We start from the raw sequence: 17,659 nt of genomic DNA on the forward strand, positions 1-17,659 counted from the left end.
CCGCGCGCAGCAAAAATTGATGTCGCCGTAACGGAACCTTCACAACGTGCTACGGTCGTAATCGTGCCGAGGGCGGATGCTTCGAGGGTCGAAGCGTTCGTATGGGGACCCTTAGCAAGGGTTCAACAATGGATAAAGCGGATCGCGCCGGCTTTGCGGCGTTTTTCGTGGCCTGTCTCTTTCTTGCCTTTCTGGGCGGCACGCTCGTGGTGCTCAGCAAGGTATTTCCGTACGAATGGCTCAATGACGCCTACAAGGCCGGTCATGCGCTGATTGTTCAGGATTCGATCGACGACCCGTACACGCAGACCGATCAATGGCGTGAAGCACGTAGCGACAAGCGCGGCGTCACGATCAACGACAGCGACCGTGCCTATAACGGCTACACCCTGTATACCTCGGGCGGTGCGCCGTATGCCTCGCTGGTGGACATGGACGGCAAGGAAGTCCATCGCTGGCAGCTGGATTACAGCAAGCTCTGGGATACCGCGCCCGACGGACGTGGCGCGCGCAAGGACGCGCTCATGTACTGGCGCAAGGCCATCATGTACCCCAACGGCGATCTGCTGGCGATCTATATCACCGCAGGCGATACGCCCTGGGGCTACGGTCTGGTCAAACTGGACGCCGATTCCAACGTCATCTGGAAATATCACGGTGCGACCCACCACGATATAGACATCGCCCCGGACGGGCGTGTCGTCGTGCTCACGCATGAATTTAGCGACAAGCGCTTCGAGAACTTCCCCGCCCTGGCAAAGCCGTTCCTCGACGACTACGTGGTAGTGCTCGACGGCGATACGGGCAAGGAGCAGGCCAAGATTCCGCTGTTCGAGGCGTTCTACGAATCGCGCTATCAGCCGCTGCTGACCAATATCGCCCATTTCGCGCTCGAGGACCCGCTGCATACCAACAGCGTGCAGTTCATCGATAACGAACTGGCGAAAAACTTCGCCCCGGCCCAGGGCCGTGGCAACCAGGTGCTGGTGTCGTTTCGCCACCCCGGCACACCCGCGCTCATCGATCTGGACACCGGCCAGATGACCTGGGCGATGGCCGGCTCGTGGCTTGGCCAGCACTCGGCGCGTGCCCTGCCCAACGGCCACTTCACCCTGTTCGACAATTACGGCCATTTCCAGGCCGACAACATGACCCGCGCACTCGAAGTCGATCCGGAAAGCGAAGAAATCGTCTGGCGTTACGAAGGTTCCCAGCAACATCCGTTCGCCAGCCGTCTGCGCGGTGCCATCACCACCCTGCCCAACGGCAACCGGTTGATCACCGAATCCGACGGCGGGCGCCTGTTCGAAGTCGCGCCCAGCGGCGACATCGTCTGGGAATTCTTCAATCCGGTGCGTGGCGGCGATCACGACCGGTACATCCCCGTCGTCTCTTCCGGTCAGCGGCTGCGTGCCGAGGACCTGGAGCCGGCTTTCCGCGAAAGCATCCAAACGCCCTAGGAGGTCTGTCATGGATAAACTCGAAACCCGCAACCGTCGTGCGCCGCTGCTGCGCTCCGGCCTGGCGCTAGCCCTCGTGCTCGCGCCCTTCGCGGCGGCCCAGGCCTATGTCGGGCCGGGCGCCGGCCTGAGCCTGCTGGGCGCGCTCTGGGGCGTGGTAGCCGCGATTGGCGCTGCGCTGTTGTTCGTGCTGCTCTGGCCGATCCGGCGCATGCGCCGTCGCAAGAAGGAGCAGGCCGCCGCGCGCGACGCGCATGCCGCGACCCCGGGCAACGACCCCGGCAACGGCCCGACCCGCAACTAGCCATTTCGACGGCCCGGTCGCCCCGGCGCGATCGGGCCGCCACGCGAAGGACATTATTCAATGGGGCTATTCGACCTACCGGCGCCGTTGTTCAACGTGCTAGACGGCGCCATGGCCACCGTCCTGCCCGCCGCCGCGAGGCTGGCGATCTGGGCGGTTTTCGGGGCGGTCCTTACCATGTTTCTCTACAAGCTGTGCTCGCCGCAGGCGAAAATCGGCCAGGCCAAGCGCGAGGCCAAGGCCGCACGGCAGCGGCTGAACGCATTCGACGGCGATTTCGCCGATGCCGGGCCATTGATCAAGAACCAGTTCACTACCGCTTTCAAGCATGTCGGTATGGTTGTGCCGGGCACGCTGCTGGCCGTTCTGCCGCTGCTGGCGCTTCTGCTCTGGGCGGAAACCCACTACGGCCATACCCTGCCCCCCGCCGGCGCCACGCCGACAATCACCACCGTACCCGATGGAATGGCTACCGGCTGGGACAACAGTACAGAGCCGGCCCGCCTCACCGTAGGCGACGCGAGCGCGGGAGGTACCGAATTCGACATGACCGCACCGGTGGGCATTGTCACCAAACAGCCCTGGTGGCACTGGCTGGCCGAGAATCCGCTCGGCTATCTGCCGGATGACGCCCCCGTAGACCAGGTGCATATCGATCTACCGGTACTTGAGGTCATCCCCTTCGGCCCGGCCTGGATGCATTCCTGGCTGTTCGTTTTCATGCCGGTGATGTTCATCGTATCGCTGGCGATCTATAAATGGGCGAAAATCGAATGACGGCAACTACCGACGCACCCCGTACCGCGCGCTCGAAACCCAGTGATGCGGCCATCGACAGCTTCGCCGTGCCCACCTGGATGGATCGAGTCGGCGGTTGGCAATATCGCCACCCCCGGGCGGCGATCAAGCTGGGCAACTTCGACACCCGCATGGCGGCCGAGGCGATCGAGGATATTGCGATCACCGCGCCTATTTATGTAGCGGGCCTGGCACGCTCGGGCACCACGATACTGCTCGAGCTGCTCGCCGAGCATCCGACCGTGGCCACCCATCGCTATCGCGACTTCCCGCCGGTATTCACGCCCTGGCTGTGGGATCGCTGGCTGGCACGCGTGCCGCAGAACAGCGAAACCGCGACCGAGCGTGCCCACGGCGACGGCATAGCGGTCACCTCCCAGAGCCCGGAAGCCTTCGAGGAAGTGCTCTGGATGGCGTTTTTCGAACGTATCCACGACAGCACGCACAGCAACGTGCTCGATGCGCAGACCCGCAACCCCGAATTCGAGCAGTTCTATCGCGACCATATCCGCAAGCTGCTCGCCATTCGCAAGCGCCAGCGCTATGCGGCCAAGGGCAACTACAACCTCATGCGGCTGCAGTATCTGCAGTCGCTGTTTTCCGATGCCTGCTTCGTGCTGCCCATACGCGACCCGGTTTGGCATATCGCCTCGCTGATGAAGCAACAGACCCTGTTCGAGGCCGGCGAGAGCGCGCATCCGCGTGCGCTCGAACATATGCGGCGAGTCGGACATTTCGAATTCGGCCTGGATCGACGCCCGATCCATACCGGCGACGACGACGCCGTCGATCATATCCAGCAACTCTGGAACGACGGCCAGGAGGTCGAAGGCTGGGCCCACTACTGGGCCATGATCTACGCAGATGTCGACCAGCGTCTGAGCAGCGACAATCAGCTCAGCGACGCTACACTGGTCATCCGCTACGAGGATCTGTGTGGCGATTCGAAGGCCGTGCTCGAACGCTTCTATGCCCATTGCGGGCTAGAAACCGACCCGGCAACCATCGAACAAGCCGCATCCCGGCTGCGTCTGCCCGGCTACTACAAACCGGCCTTCAGCGATGCCGAACTGGCCCGCATTCGCGAGATTACCGGGCCTGTGGCAGCCCGTTTCGGCTATACCTAGCGGCGCGAGCCGCGGCCATCGGGCATAAAAAAGGCGCGGCCCAGCCGGGCCGCGCCTTTTTACGAACGCAAGCGCCTAAGCGCTCGAGCGAGGCTAGCCGGCGACGGCCGCCACGCCCGCCTTGGCGGTCTGGGCATCCTGATCCGGTTTCACACCGGACACGCCCACCGCGCCCGCAAGCTGGCCATCCACCATCACCGGCACGCCGCCGGTCATCGTGGCCTTGAGCTCGGGTACGGACAGGAACGCCGCACGCCCGCCGTTGATCATATCCTCGAAGGCCTGCGTTTCCTTGCCGCCGAGTGCAGCGCTGCGGGCTTTTTCGGTCGCCACATAGCTGCCCATCGGCGCACAGCCGTCCAGGCGGCGCAGCGCGATCAGGTGCCCGCCGTCGTCGACCACGGCAATGGCCACGTTCCAGCCCTGGTTCTCGGCTTCCTTCTGAGCGGCATCGAGAATCTGGTGGGCATCGTCGAGCGTGATTACGGATTTCTGTTTCATGGGCATATCCCGATAGTTAAATGGATTGTTGTTACGGCCACTACTATAAACGCTGTATTCAAGCGCTCAGCAACCGACGCGACAAACGAAAACGGCCCGCCATAAGCGGGCCGTTTTCGTCCATTTCGGCGATTTAGTTCATCAAGCCATCGACCACGCCGATGCCGTAGAACGCGATCAGGCCGATCACGCCACTAAGCACGCAGTAATAGAGCGTGGGCAACAACGTCTTGCGCAGGGTCGTACCCTCACGCCCGAGCAGTCCGACCGTGGCCGAGGCCGCAACCACGTTGTGAATCGCGATCATGTTGCCGGCAGCCGCGCCCACGGCCTGCAACGCGACCATCATCGCGGTCGACAGGCCCAGCGTGGCCGCCACGTTGAACTGGAAGTCGCTGAGCATGAGGTTCGACACCGTATTCGAACCGGCGATGAAGGCACCCAGCGCCCCCACGGCCGGCGCGAACAGCGGATAGATATGCCCCACGCCATCGGCCACCAGCTGGGCCATGGCCACCGGCATGGACACCAGATCCGAGCCGTTCACGCCGGAGTTGATCAGAATACGCACCATCGGGATCGTGAAGATCAGCACGAAGCCCGCGCCAAGAATGGTGTTGGTCGATTCCTTGAACGCCGAGCCCAGGGCGCCGCCACGCATGCGATGCAGGAAGAACGTAATAAGAACCGCCATGCAGATAATGCCGCCGGGCAGATACAGCGGCTCGATCGACCCGGAAATACCGGTTTGACCGAGAATATCGCTCCAACCGATCGCCACCGACTTCAGCGCGTTGGTGATCGGCTCGACCGTGCGTGAGATCACCAGCAGGATTGCCAGCAGCACATAGGGCGCCCAGCCCATGGTCGGCGTCAGCGGCGTGCGACCGGCCACATGATCGGCCTTGATTTCCATATTGCCGACCCAGTCCGCCGGCCACTGGCTTTCATCGGGGAAATCCCAGGGCCGGGAAGGAATCAGAAAGCCGCGACGTGCAGCCGGCACGACAATCGCCAGGCCGACCATGGCACCAATCATCGACGGAAATTCCGGGCCCAGGAACACGCCCGCCAGCGCATAGGGCACCACGAAACTCACGCCCGCGAACAGCGCAAAGGGCGCGACTTCCAGGCCGTCGCCCCAGGATTTGCGCTCACCGAAGAAACGCGCCATCACGGTGACCATGATCAACGGCATCAGGATGCCGCAGATGGCATGCGTGATCGAAACCTCCGCCGTAATAAGCTGGAAATAGGTCGCCCAGTCCGAGCCATTGGCGGTGAGCTGTTCGGAGATCTGGTTCTTCTGCAGGCCGCCTGCCACGCCCACGATGATCGGCGTGCCGACCGCACCGAAGGATACCGGCGTGGACTGAATCATCATGCCCACCACGACCGCCGCCAGGGCCGGAAAACCCAATGCCACCATAAGCGGCGCGGCAACGGCGGCCGGCGTACCAAAGCCCGAGGCGCCTTCAATGAAGCAGCCAAACAGCCAGGCCACGATGATCGCCTGAATACGCCGGTCGGGGCTGATACCGGAGAAGCCGTTGCGAATCGCGGCAATACCGCCGGAATGCTTGAGCGTATTAAGCAGAAGGATGGCGCCGAAAATGATCCACAGGATCGAGATCGTGAGCATCAGCCCCTGCAGGCTCGACGCGACCACCCGCGTCACGCTCATATCCCAGGCCAGCAACGCGATCAGTACGGTCACGATGAACACGATCGGCATCGCGGTACGGGCCTGCACCCGAAAGCCGATCAACAACACGCCGGCCAGTACCAGCGGGACGAACGCGAGAAGCGACATCGTCAGAGAAACCATGCATTTATCCCCTGCACATATATTGACTAAGAGTGCGCGGCGTCGTGCAGCGCCCTCCCCGGTCGGCCGGCCGCGCGTGTGCCGCTAAGCTAATCACGTTGTCCGTGAAACGACAATTCATTATTCGCCGTCTCGGGCAGCCACCGTATCCTCGCAATGCCGCCGGCCACAGGCAGAACCGGCCCACGTTCACGGCCTCGCGGCATTCCAGCGTGTGCCGACTCGTGCGGCCGCCTAAGACCAATTGACGACACCCGAAACAGCGCTCGTTTGGCGCCCACGCGCCTGAATCATTAGCCCGGCGCCGGTATAAGGCGCTTCTCCCGCTAGCAAACGCGGTACGCGCATGTATGGGGCCGCCGGCCAAGGACTACGCAGGACACCGGATCGCGGTAATCTTCGTAACAGCCTAGAATGACGGCTTCTCCGATCGAGATTTCGACCTGCATGCTGCGCTATGCGAAAAAAATTCCGGTCACCGAACTGGAGCTCGGCATGTATGTCGAGGCACTGGACCGGCCGTGGCTCGAAACCGACTATCCGCTCCAGGGCCTGCACATAAAGACACGGGAGGATATCGCGCGTCTGAGCCGGCACGTCGAATACGTCTATGTCTCTACGCCGCCCGAGGCCCCGGGTACGCCGCTGCCCGCGCGCCCGGAACCGGCCGGCTTCACCCGCCGCGGGGTTGCGCCCGCCGCCGTCTACAGCCGCTCGCCGCAGAGCTTCAGCGCCGAGCTCGCCCAGGCCCGACTCATTCGCGAACAGGCCCGCGATTTCGTACGCAACATCCAGGCCGATGCCCGCGCGGGCCAGCCGCTGGAGCAACTCGATGCGCGCGAGCTGGTCGTGCAAATGATGGCCAGCGTATCGCGCAACCCGGATGCGCTGGTGTGGTTCACCAACCTCAAGAACCGTGACGAGTACACCGCGCTGCACAGCATCAACGTCTGCATGCTCTCGGTGGCCCTGGCCACTGTCCGAGGCGAGCCGGAAGCCGATATCGAGGAAATGGGCGTCGGCGCACTGCTACACGATGTCGGCAAAATGAAGGTGCCGATGGATATCCTGCACAAGCCGGCACGCCTGTCGGCCGCCGAATTCGCGGTCATCAAGCAGCATCCGCAATATGGTGTGCAGCTGCTCGAACAGGGCTCGCAGCTATCCCAGCAGAGCCTGCGCATCGTGCGCGAACATCATGAACGCCTGAACGGCCACGGCTACCCGGACGGACTCACCGGCGACGAGATCTCGCACTACGCCCAGATCGTGGCGATTGCCGACGTTTACGACGCGATGACGAGCGATCGCGTGTATCAGGAAAGTCGGGCGCCGGGCGAGGTAATGAAGCTCATGAGCCGCAGCCGGGGCGACTTCAACCCCACCCTGCTCGATCAGTTCATCCATACCCTGGGCGCCTATCCGGTGGGCAGCCTGATCGAACTCAATACCGGCGAAGTCGGCTTTGTCGTACCGAGCGAAGCACGCCAGCCACGGCCGACCATGCTGGTGGTGCTCGACCACCGCAAGCGTCGCTACTTTCCGCAGCGCATACGCGATCTCAACCACTTTCCCAATTTTCGTATCGTGCGCACCCTCGCCAACGGCGCCTACGGCGTGGATATCGACGACTACGCATCGGCCTGGAGCTAGCGACCGACGCTTGATCCGCACGCCGCATGGTTGTTCGCCAAGCGAACAACCCGTGTCGTTGCTACACTGGCGTTCGATTTCCACCAGTTGATCAGCGACGTGCCACGCGAACAGGACGACAGTTTTACGGGGCTGACCCCCGACCACCGCGACTTTGTTACCGCGCTGGATACCGGCCTGCAGGTCATTCGTGCCTTCGACGGCGACCATCCACGCATGACGCTCAGCGAGGTCGCCGCACGCACCGGTATGAACCGTGCCAAAGCCCGTCGTTTTCTGCTGACTCTTCACGGGCTCGGCTATGTTCGGCGCAAGGATCGCTACTTCGAGCTGGCGCCCAAGACGCTGCAGCTGGGCTATGCGTTTCTGTCGTCGAACAACTACCAGCCGGTCATCCGCCAGCACCTGGAACGCATTACCGAAATCACCGGCGAGTCGTCATCCATGGGCGTGCTGCAGGGCGCGGACGTGATCTACGTGGCGCGCTCGGCGGCCCCGCATCGTTTGATGACGATCGCACTGTCGATCGGCACCCCGCTGCCGGCCGCGACCACCTCCATGGGGCGTATGCTCCTGGCCATGCTCGAGCCCGCCGAACTGGACGCGGTGCTGGCGAATCTTAAGTTCGAAACCTATACCCCGCGCACGATCACCGATGTCAGCAAGCTGCGGGCACATCTCGACAAGGCCCGCGAACAGGGCTTCTGTATCGTCGATCAGGAGCTCGAATCGGGCCTGCGCTCGCTGGCCGTGCCGGTCTACAACATGCACGGGGTACTGCTGGGCGCGATCAATATCAGCACCAACGCGGCGCGAGTGGATCGCAAGACGCTCAAGTCACGCTTTCTGCCGTTGCTGCAGCAGACCTGCGACGAGATCGCCCGCCAGGTGGGCTGATCGCCACGCCCGGTCGTCGGCGCCCAATCCGCGCGATCCGTTCGGGAGTATCGCCATGCTCGACGCGTTTATCCGTCATCCCTTCATGAGCCGCGCCGGCGTCGCTGCCTGTTCGCCGCGGGACTTCCTTGCGGCGATGTGCCGTGTCGAATGTGCGCTGGCCCGCGTACAGGAACGCGCCGGGCTGGTGCCCGCCGGCACCGCCGCCGCGATCGAAACCCGGCTGGATATCGACGCCTTCGACCTCGACGCCCTGGCCGCCGATACCGCCGACGGCGGCAACGTCGCGATTCCCTTCGTCAAGCAGGCCAAGGCCTTGCTCGACGCCGACCTGCGGGCGCATTTTCATTATGGCGCCACCAGCCAGGACATCGTCGACTCTGCATTGATGCTTGTCATCCAACCGGGGCTCGCACGCATTGAACAGCGCCTCGTCGAAGCACGCGGCCACGGCAGCGCACTGATGACGGCCCATGCACGCACCCCGATGATCGGGCGTACGCTCATGCAGCAGGCGCTGCCCATCACCTTTGGCGCCAAGGTCGCGCACTGGCTCGGGGGACTTGCGCAAGCCGAGACGCGCCTGGTCGATATCGCGGCCAATGGTCTGTTCGTACAGTTCGGCGGGCCGGTAGGGGTACATACGGGCTTTCCCGATCACGGCCCGGCGTTGATGGAGGCCCTGGCCGAAGAACTGGGCCTCAATCGCCCGCTGCTGCCCTGGCATACTGATCGCCAGCCCATCGTGGCCCTGGCAGACGCGCTCGACGCGGTCGCGATCGCCGCGGAAAAGATCGCGCTCGACGTCGCACTCATGGCCCAGACCGAAATCGGCGAGCTGAGCGAACCCGCAGCCACCGGCGCCGGCGGCTCCTCCTCCATGCCGCATAAGCGCAACCCCGTGGGCTGTACGCGGCTGCGCACGGCCGCACGGCAGGTCCATGCCAACGTGGCGCTGGTGCACGATGTCGCCGCCCAGCCGCTGGAGCGCGGAATCGGCGAATGGCAGGCCGAATGGGCCCCGCTCATCGACAGCCTGCAGTTGGTCGAAGGCATGCTCGATACGCTGGTCGTGATGTTCGAAGGGCTCGATGTGCGCGTCGACGCCATGCAACACAATCTGCGGCTGGCGGCCAGCGCATTTCTCGCCGAGCCTGCGACAGACATGCTGATGCCCCATCTCGCGGCCGCGGCGGCTACACGGCTTGTCGCCGAAGCGATCCATCAGGCAGTCGCCCAAAAAAGTGAGCTGGCCGACGTGCTGCTCGAACGGCCCGAGGTGGCGGCCCACGTCGATGAGCAACGGCTGCGCGCCGCGCTCGACCCGATGGCGCATGTCGGCGCGAGCCTGGCGCAGGTGGAACGCGTACGCCAGATGCTGAACCGGATGTAATCGACAAAAGGCGATCCACACGCCGCGCAGCGCCCGCACGGCGCGCGTTGACGCCAGCACCATACAGCGATTAGGTTATTCGCGATGCAAACGTACGTTCGCAAGGCGAACCGTTGCATCAAGAGCCGCAGGTTTGCGGTTACATCATGCCGCGATTGCAGTACGCGCTCGAACGCCCGGCACCGGCGCGTCGTCGGTTGTATCGACCGCGACGCGGTCGAGGCAGCGACTGACGCGCGTCTATTCGAACAACCGCATAACGAGATCCAGCCATGTCCAACACCGTCTATCTTTGTCATCCGGCCCGTACCGCGGTCGGCCGCTTCGGCGGCACGCTGGCCAGCGTGCGCCCTGACGACATGCTCGCGCATATCATCAAGGCCGTAATCGCCCAGGCGCCGAATCTGGACCCGGCCGCGATCGACGATGTGCTCATGGGCTGTGCCAACCAGGCCGGCGAGGACAACCGCAACGTCGCGCGCATGAGCGCGCTGCTGGCCGGGCTGCCGACGGCCGTACCGGGCTCCACCATCAACCGCCTGTGCGGCTCGAGCATGGACGCCATCGGTACGGCAGCCCGCGCAATCCGGTCGGGGGAAACGAAGCTGATGCTCGCGGGCGGCGTGGAATCCATGTCGCGGGCGCCCTACGTGCTGGCCAAAGCCGAATCCGCCTATAGCCGCCAGCAGATTCTGGAAGACACCACCATCGGCTGGCGCTTCGTCAATCCGCTGATGAAGCAGTGGTACGGCATCGATTCCATGCCCGAAACCGGCGAGAACGTCTCCGAGCAGTACAAGGTTTCGCGCGAAGATCAGGACGCCTTCGCCCTGCGCTCGCAGCAAAAAGCCGAAGCCGCCCGCCAGGCCGGCCATCTCGCCGAGGAAATCACGCCGATCGAGATCCCCCAGCGCAAGGCCGACCCGATCGTGTTCGATACCGACGAACACCCGCGTGCGAACACCACGCTGGAAAAACTCGCCAAGCTGCCGACGCCGTTTCGTAGCAACGGCACGGTGACCGCCGGCAACGCCTCGGGCGTGAACGACGGTGCCGGCGCGCTGCTGGTGGCCGGGGACGAGGCCATCAAGCAGTTCGATCTGCAGCCCAAGGCCCGTATTCTGGGTATGGCGACCGCCGGCGTGGAACCGCGCATCATGGGCATGGGCCCGGTATACGCTTCGCGCAAGCTGCTCGACCGTCTCGGACTTTCCATCGAGCAAATGGACATCATCGAACTCAACGAAGCGTTTGCCAGCCAGTCGCTGGCCTGCCTGCGCGAACTGGGCCTGCCCGACGATGCCCCGCACGTGAACCCCAACGGCGGCGCGATCGCGCTCGGTCATCCGTTGGGCATGTCGGGCGTGCGTATCGTCAGCGCGGCCCTGCACGAGATGGCGCGCACCGATGCCCGCTATGCGCTGTGCACCATGTGTATCGGTGTAGGCCAGGGTATCGCCACCGTGATCGAGCGCGTCTGATCCAAGCGGGAAAAAACCATGGCGTTTGTCGAGTGCAACGGCCGGACAATTGGCTACGACGATAGTGGCGAAAGCCACCTGCCGGCGATGCTGTTTGCACATCCGCTGGGCATGTCGCGCGATGTATGGCGGGAGGTCACCGCCCAGCTGCGCGGGCGCTGGCGTTGTATTGCCTGGGATTTGCCAGGCCACGGCGCAAGTGCGCCACTCGACCACGCCGTAACCGCCCACGACCTGGCCGCGGATGCCAGCGCCCTGCTGGCCGCCCTGGCCATCCCACGCTGTACGTTCGTGGGCTCATCCATCGGCGGCGTGATCGGGCAGGCGTTGATGCTCGATGCGCCCGCCGTTGTAGAGCGGGCCGTACTGACCAATACCGGCGCGGTGATCGGCCAGCCCGAGGACTGGCAGACGCGTGCCGCAAGGGTTCGCAGCGAAGGCCTTGCACAGATGGCGCCCGAGCTTGCCCAGCGCTGGTTTGGCCAGGCCTACAAGCAACAGCAGCCGGCCGGCCTGGCCGGCTGGACGTATCAGCTCGCACGCACCGACAACGAAAGCTATGCGCGGCTGTGCGAACTGCTCGCAGACGCAGACTTGCGCGGCCGGCTGAACACCATCGACCGGCCGGTCCGGCTGATTGCCGGCAGCGATGATCCGGCCACGCCGGTGGCCACCCTGCAGGCCCTGGCCGAAGAACTGGGCGGCGCGCCGCTCACCACGATCGAAGGCGTGGCCCACGTGCCGTCGGTGGAAGACAGCGCGGCCTTCGCCGACTGCCTGGTCGCGGCCTGCGCTGCCCACCCCGGCCCCGCAACGCCGGCAACCCATGCCGACGGGATGAACACAAGGCGCGCCGTGCTCGGCGACGCCCACGTCGATCGTGCCGCCGACTCTGCCACAACGCTGGACGCGCCGTTTCAAGACATGATCACGCGCTATGCCTGGGGGGAACTCTGGGGCAATACGGACCTGCCGCGCACCCAGCGCAGCCTGATCACCATCGCCATACTCGCCGCGCTCGGCCGGGACGACGAGCTGATCCTGCACCTCAAGACCGCACAGCGTCTGGCCGTACCCGAAGCCGAACTGCGACAGGCACTCATGCACGTGGCGATCTATGCCGGCGTGCCGGCGGCCAATCACGCTTTCAAGCTCGCCAAGGAACAGGGCTGGGGCCGCAGCGACCCGGCGTAGGCCTGGCTTGGCAGCGGCGACACGCGGACTCGATTCACGGTTCCGATCTGTTGCACAATGCAGCCTATTCGATTGGACGGGCCGGCTGATACGCGACCACCAGGAGAGGTCATGGCGCAGAACAAGCACAACCGCTTCGTCATGCGTGATCGGCAATGGCACCCAAGGCCCTATGCCCCCGCCTACAAGACATCCGTCGCGCGGGCTCCGCAGCAGCCATTGGTCAGCCTGCAAACCCCGACCGCCTCGGAACTGACCGGCCCGGATTTCGACCGGTTTGCGCTCGGCCGCTTCGACAACGACCTGCTCCTGAACTTTCGCTCGGGCACCGCACAGGACGGCCTGCCGATCGGCGAACGCATCATTGTTCACGGCCGCGTGGTGGATCAGTACAACAAACCCGTGGCCGGTACACTGGTCGAGATCTGGCAGGCCAACGCCGGCGGCAAGTATCGCCATATCAAGGACGGCTACCTCGCCCCGCTCGATCCGAATTTCGGCGGCGTGGGCCGAACCATCACGGATGACGACGGCTGGTATCGCTTTCGTACCGTCAAGCCCGGCCCCTACCCCTGGCCGAACGACGTGAACTCGTGGCGTCCGGCGCATATCCACGTCTCGGTGATGGGCCCGTCGATCAGTACACGTCTAATAACCCAGCTTTATTTCGAAGGCGATCCGCTCATCCCGCTGTGCCCGATCGTGAACACCCTCGATGATCCGGAGGCGGTCGCCACCCTCGTCGCCCGGCTCGACAAGGCCGCGGCCCGGCCGATGGACTGTCTCGCCTACCGTTTCGATATCGTCACCCGCGGCGCGCTGCAGACCTACTTCGAAAACGCGAGCTGAATATGACGCGCCCAACCCATGATGAAGGACTTTCGTACCCGGAAACCCCTTCGCAGACCGCCGGGCCGTTCGTGCATATCGGCCTGGCACTCGATGTGGCCGGGCTGCCGCCGCGCGCGTCGGAAATCGGCCCCGAGATCGCCGCAGCGGATGCCACAGGCGAGGCGATCGAAATCCACGGCCGGGTGATCGACGGCAACGGCGATCCGGTCGAGGATATCTTCGTCGAGGCCTGGCAGGCCGACGCGCACGGCGTCTATCAAACCGACTATCGCGCCGAGCACGCCTTTCGCGGCTTCGGGCGCAGCGCGCCATCGGCGACCGACGACGGCTGGTGGACGTTTTATACCGTCAAACCTGGCCGTGTGGCGCACCCGGGCGGCCAGCCGATGGCACCACATATCAACCTCATGCTCTTCGCACGCGGCATCAATATCCACCTGCATACGCGGCTGTATTTCGATGACGAACACCAAGCGAACGCCGGCTGCCCCTTCTTTAACGCGCTGCCGCCGAGTCGGCGCGACACGTTGATCGCCCGCCGCGATACCCAGGCCGACACACCACGCTATCGCTTCGAAATCCATCTCCAGGGCCCGCAGGAAACCGTGTTCTTCGATTTCTGACAATCGGGCGTCGTGACAACGCCGCGCCGGGGCGCGTCGACTTGTGCGTCCCGAGCCAAGCCATCACGCTGAATAGAAGGCCAAAAAAAGGACAACCCATGCATCGCACCCAACCTCCCTTTCGCTCCGACCACGTCGGCAGCCTGCTGCGCCCGGCAAACCTCATGCAGGCCCGTGCCGAGCATGCGCGGGGCGAGATCGACGCCGATGCGCTGCGCGCTGTCGAAGACAAGGCGATCGCCGATGTCGTCAGAAAACAGGAAAACGTCGGCCTGCCGTGTGTGACCGATGGCGAATTCCGGCGTGCCTATTTCCATCTGGATTTTCTGCAACAGCTGGATGGCGTGAGTGTCACCGGCGGCATCAGTGCCAACCCCAACGCCAAGTCGTCGGACGACGGCTTCACGCCGCCCAAGCTCAGCGTGACCGGCAAGCTCGCCCACGCCCGCAATATCCAGGTTGCGGACTACCGATATCTGGCCGCCCATAGCGGCGTCATGCCCAAGGTTTCGATCCCCTCCCCGACGATGGTGCATTTTCGCGGTGGCCGCGCGGCGATCGATATCGAGGCCTACCCCGAACTGGACGGCTTCTTCGAGGATCTCGCCCAGTGCTATCGCGACGAGATCGCGGCCCTGCACGACGCGGGCTGTCGCTATATCCAGCTCGACGACACCAATCTGGCCTATCTCTGCGATCCGGACATGCGCGCTGCCGCGGCCGATCGCGGCGACGACCCGAACGAACTGCCGCACCGCTATGCCGAACTCATCAACGCCGCGCTCGAAAGCAAACCCGACGATCTGACCGTGGGTGTGCATCTGTGCCGCGGCAACTATCGCAGCACCTGGTTTGCCCAGGGCAGCTACGAGCCGGTGGCCGACGTGCTGTTCAACGAGCTGAACGTGGACGCCTATTTTCTGGAATACGACGACGAACGCTCGGGCGACTTCGCGCCGCTGCGTTTCGTGCCCAAGGGCAAGGACGTGGTGCTCGGCCTGGTTTCCTCGAAGCTCGAAGCGCTGGAGTCGCACGACGAACTGGCCAAACGTATCGACGAGGCCGCACAGTACGTGCCGCTCGATCAGCTATGCCTGAGCCCGCAGTGCGGCTTCTCCAGTACCGCCGAAGGCAACGAGATCACCGAAGACGTGCAGTGGGCCAAGCTCGAACGCGTGGTCGAAACCGCGGCACAGGTCTGGAAATAACGCCATCCGCCTCGGCCTGCGTCGTGTCGCAGGTCGAGGCCCGATAGCCGGCGCAACGCGCTTCATCTTTGAGGCCGGGCCGCAGCCGGCCGTGCACCGCCCCGCCGGGGCAAGGGCGGAATATACGCGACTCGATAACCGTCGCCAGGGCGCTGCTGACGTGCCGGAAACCGCGCCACCCCGTCACTACCGGCCCATAGCCTCTGGCAGCAGCGGTAGATCGACGGCGCCGGAAAGCGTCACCACGCGCGGCAGACGATTGAAGCTGAGGTAGTACTGGTTATGAAAGCCGTACACCATCAGATACACCTCGTCGCCGGGGTTGAGCCGGGTCGATATACCCACCAGCGGCTGTTGGTAAACCCCGTCGGCCTGCCCGCTCAAAGGCGCGACCTGCGTATTGATCAGATCGATGCGGGTTTCGCCCTGACGTTTGAGGCCCAGGCCTACGAACACGATGGGATTCTCCGCCGCGCTCTCGATCTTCAGGTCCGCCACTGGGATACCCGCCAGCGTCATCGGCCGTTCGGCGGTGAACAGGAAAAGCTCCCGCGACGGCGCGGTCAGCTCGTTGAGCAATTCCGGCGGTAGCAGCTGCAGCACCTCGTCGGTCAGCACGCTGTCGAGTTCGCCCGGGTTGGTCAACAACGCCTCGAGCGTATCCAGCAGGTTGGCCACCGTCATGCCCAGCGACTCGAGCACGGTCGGCAGCAACGGGCTGCCGTTGATCTGCAGGCCCTGGAGTACGTTGACCACGGTTTCCACCACCGGGCCGGTGGACAGGGTGGTGGAAGGTATTGTGTAACGCTGCCCACCGATCGGGACATCGTCGGTCACCACGCCGTGCGTATCGTCCTGAACGAAGCAATTGTCGTCGACCGGCGGGCGGGCTTCGACACCGCGCAGCTTCTCGTCGAGAAAGCTGAGCATGCGCTCCGAGGTGGCATAGGTCGCATTGCCGCAGGTAACACGCGGGTCCAGGTCGAAACCGAACGCGCCCTGCACGGCCTGGAAAAGCGGCAGGATATGGCCGGTGCGCTGAATGAGCAGGCGCACGTCGTTGCCGGCCGCACGCAGGCACTGGGCGTTGCGCACGGCCTCGTTCATGTTGAACAGCGTATCGTTCACGCCCTGTACGAAAAACGCATCGACGCGCGGTACGCCTTCGCTCGGCCGCAAGCCGTCGCAGAAGGCGTTTAGCCCGTTGCCTTCGACCTCGGCGAGAATATCCTCTGAAATCTCGCCAAACTGGGCTTGTACGAAGCCCTCGTAGAGAAACGGATCGAGCGCACCTTCGGCGCCGGTCACGCCGAGCAGGACCAGCAGATCCAGCCATACGGTCTTGGGCGTGCCGTTCGGTGCGAGGCTATAAGTCAAGTCGTGCCAGGTGGCCGCGGGCACGATGGCGTCGATGCGCGGGTCCACGCCGGCGCCCACCAGCTGATAACCGCCGCCATAGGACAGGCCGAGCGCGCCGAGCACGGGTTCGCCGCGACGATAGGCCAGATGGCCCTGGAATCGTTCGATCGCATAGTCGATGACCGCTATCGTGTCGCGGCCTTCGAAGTCGGGGTTTTCGACCATCACCCGGCCACCCGTCTCGCCAAAGCCACGCTGATCGAAACTGACCACGAAATAGCCCGATTCCCACGCCTGGCGAGTGGCCAGATCGGACGCGTTGGCGTCGTCTGCCACGTCGTCGAGGTCGGTAATCCGGCTGCCGCCAAAGCCGTGGCTGTGAACGATCAGCGGCGCGCACTCGCCTTTGTCGAGCGCCGGCGTATACAACGTCATGGCCACATCGATCGTCGTGCCATCGATATCGGTCGATTGCGTGACCTCGTCGACGCGCCCGGCCTCAAGCGCGGGTGCGCTCTCGTCGCAGAACAGGGCTGCGGGTGTGGCAGGATCACCACCGCCGCCGTCCACGGGCTCGCGAGAGCTCGTGACGTCTACAGACCCGTCATCGCCATCGCCGCAGCCGACCAGGCCGATGGCAAACAACAGAACAAGCGCCCACCCGGCCATGAATGCCTTCTTACCCATCACGCCCCCCTTCCCCGCCGCGGCAGACCCATGTTCTCGATATGCGCTAGACGTTATCCCTTTGTCATCGGGAAGTAATGGGTATGAACACCGATAATGCGACTTTAAGACGAGACGCATGCGGGCGGCGGCTGCGCGCCGCTTGCTGTCACCCGCGTTCTGTTGCGAGTTAGCGTTGTAGCGATCATGGCTGTAACGCGCTCGCACTACGGAGCGCTGGGGTATGGCGCGCCCGGGACGATTATTCGCCGCTGCGCGGCTCACCCCTTCGGGGCCGGTGCGGCTGCGCCGCCC

Annotated in this window: 15 protein-coding genes; 12 read left to right on the top strand and 3 right to left on the bottom strand. The window is 64.2% G+C overall.

Annotated elements, in window-relative coordinates; translation table 11 throughout:
• Nucleotides 1-128 precede the first annotated feature (128 nt).
• From ABNU97_RS13835 to ABNU97_RS13850, 4 genes are read left to right on the top strand one after another with little or no spacing between them, the layout of a single operon-like run.
• Nucleotides 129-1,460: an arylsulfotransferase family protein gene (locus tag ABNU97_RS13835; protein ID WP_348767280.1), complete on the top strand. Its 1,332-nt coding sequence runs from the start codon at nt 129-131 to the stop codon at nt 1,458-1,460.
• Between the two features lie 10 nt (nt 1,461-1,470).
• Nucleotides 1,471-1,764 (top strand): hypothetical protein, encoded by a 294-nt coding sequence (locus tag ABNU97_RS13840; protein WP_348767281.1) that lies wholly within the window; start codon nt 1,471-1,473, stop codon nt 1,762-1,764.
• 60 nt (nt 1,765-1,824) lie between these two features.
• The gene (locus ABNU97_RS13845) at nt 1,825-2,541 is read left to right on the top strand and encodes a hypothetical protein (protein WP_348767282.1); all 717 of its coding nucleotides are present in this window, start codon (nt 1,825-1,827) and stop codon (nt 2,539-2,541) included.
• Nucleotides 2,538-3,689 (top strand): sulfotransferase, encoded by a 1,152-nt coding sequence (locus ABNU97_RS13850; protein WP_348767283.1) that lies wholly within the window; start codon nt 2,538-2,540, stop codon nt 3,687-3,689. The genes ABNU97_RS13845 and ABNU97_RS13850 overlap by 4 nt, the downstream gene beginning before the upstream one ends.
• A 93-nt stretch (nt 3,690-3,782) precedes the next feature.
• Here the strand turns inward: ABNU97_RS13850 and ABNU97_RS13855 are convergent, their stop codons facing one another.
• A complete protein-coding gene (locus tag ABNU97_RS13855) occupies nt 3,783-4,190 on the bottom strand; it encodes a heme-binding protein (RefSeq protein WP_348767284.1) in 408 nt (135 codons plus the stop codon).
• A gap of 133 nt (nt 4,191-4,323) precedes the next feature.
• The gene (locus ABNU97_RS13860; RefSeq protein ID WP_348767285.1) at nt 4,324-6,018 is read right to left on the bottom strand and encodes an L-lactate permease; all 1,695 of its coding nucleotides are present in this window, start codon (nt 6,016-6,018) and stop codon (nt 4,324-4,326) included.
• 414 nt (nt 6,019-6,432) lie between these two features.
• On the opposite strand from ABNU97_RS13860, the gene ABNU97_RS13865 reads away from it, so the two are divergent.
• The 8 genes from ABNU97_RS13865 (at nt 6,433) to ABNU97_RS13900 (ending at nt 15,319) form a co-directional block, all read left to right on the top strand.
• A complete protein-coding gene (locus ABNU97_RS13865; protein ID WP_348767286.1) occupies nt 6,433-7,671 on the top strand; it encodes an HD-GYP domain-containing protein in 1,239 nt (412 codons plus the stop codon).
• 90 nt (nt 7,672-7,761) lie between these two features.
• Nucleotides 7,762-8,568 carry an IclR family transcriptional regulator C-terminal domain-containing protein gene (locus ABNU97_RS13870; protein WP_348767294.1) on the top strand — a complete coding sequence of 269 codons (807 nt, stop codon included), beginning with the start codon at nt 7,762-7,764 and terminating at the stop codon, nt 8,566-8,568.
• 55 nt (nt 8,569-8,623) lie between these two features.
• Complete coding sequence (locus ABNU97_RS13875) at nt 8,624-9,961, top strand: adenylosuccinate lyase family protein (protein ID WP_348767287.1); 1,338 nt, start codon at nt 8,624-8,626, stop codon at nt 9,959-9,961.
• A gap of 272 nt (nt 9,962-10,233) precedes the next feature.
• A complete protein-coding gene (gene pcaF / locus ABNU97_RS13880; RefSeq protein ID WP_348767288.1) occupies nt 10,234-11,442 on the top strand; it encodes a 3-oxoadipyl-CoA thiolase in 1,209 nt (402 codons plus the stop codon).
• An 18-nt stretch (nt 11,443-11,460) separates the two neighbouring features.
• Nucleotides 11,461-12,636 carry a 4-carboxymuconolactone decarboxylase gene (gene pcaC, locus ABNU97_RS13885; RefSeq protein WP_348767289.1) on the top strand — a complete coding sequence of 392 codons (1,176 nt, stop codon included), beginning with the start codon at nt 11,461-11,463 and terminating at the stop codon, nt 12,634-12,636.
• 111 nt (nt 12,637-12,747) lie between these two features.
• Complete coding sequence (gene pcaH / locus ABNU97_RS13890) at nt 12,748-13,485, top strand: protocatechuate 3,4-dioxygenase subunit beta (RefSeq protein ID WP_348767290.1); 738 nt, start codon at nt 12,748-12,750, stop codon at nt 13,483-13,485.
• Between the two features lie 2 nt (nt 13,486-13,487).
• Nucleotides 13,488-14,111, top strand: a complete 624-nt coding sequence (gene pcaG / locus ABNU97_RS13895) for a protocatechuate 3,4-dioxygenase subunit alpha (protein WP_348767291.1) — start codon at nt 13,488-13,490, stop codon at nt 14,109-14,111.
• Nucleotides 14,112-14,209: 98 nt separating this feature from the next.
• Nucleotides 14,210-15,319, top strand: coding sequence for a 5-methyltetrahydropteroyltriglutamate--homocysteine S-methyltransferase (locus ABNU97_RS13900; protein ID WP_348767292.1), 1,110 nt, complete (start codon nt 14,210-14,212; stop codon nt 15,317-15,319).
• 186 nt (nt 15,320-15,505) lie between these two features.
• On the opposite strand, the gene ABNU97_RS13905 is transcribed toward ABNU97_RS13900, so the two are convergent.
• Complete coding sequence (locus tag ABNU97_RS13905; protein ID WP_348767293.1) at nt 15,506-17,365, bottom strand: CocE/NonD family hydrolase; 1,860 nt, start codon at nt 17,363-17,365, stop codon at nt 15,506-15,508.
• Nucleotides 17,366-17,659 lie beyond the last annotated feature (294 nt).

This window comes from uncultured Salinisphaera sp. (genome assembly GCF_964012375.1).
Classification (GTDB): Bacteria; Pseudomonadota; Gammaproteobacteria; order Nevskiales; family Salinisphaeraceae; genus Salinisphaera.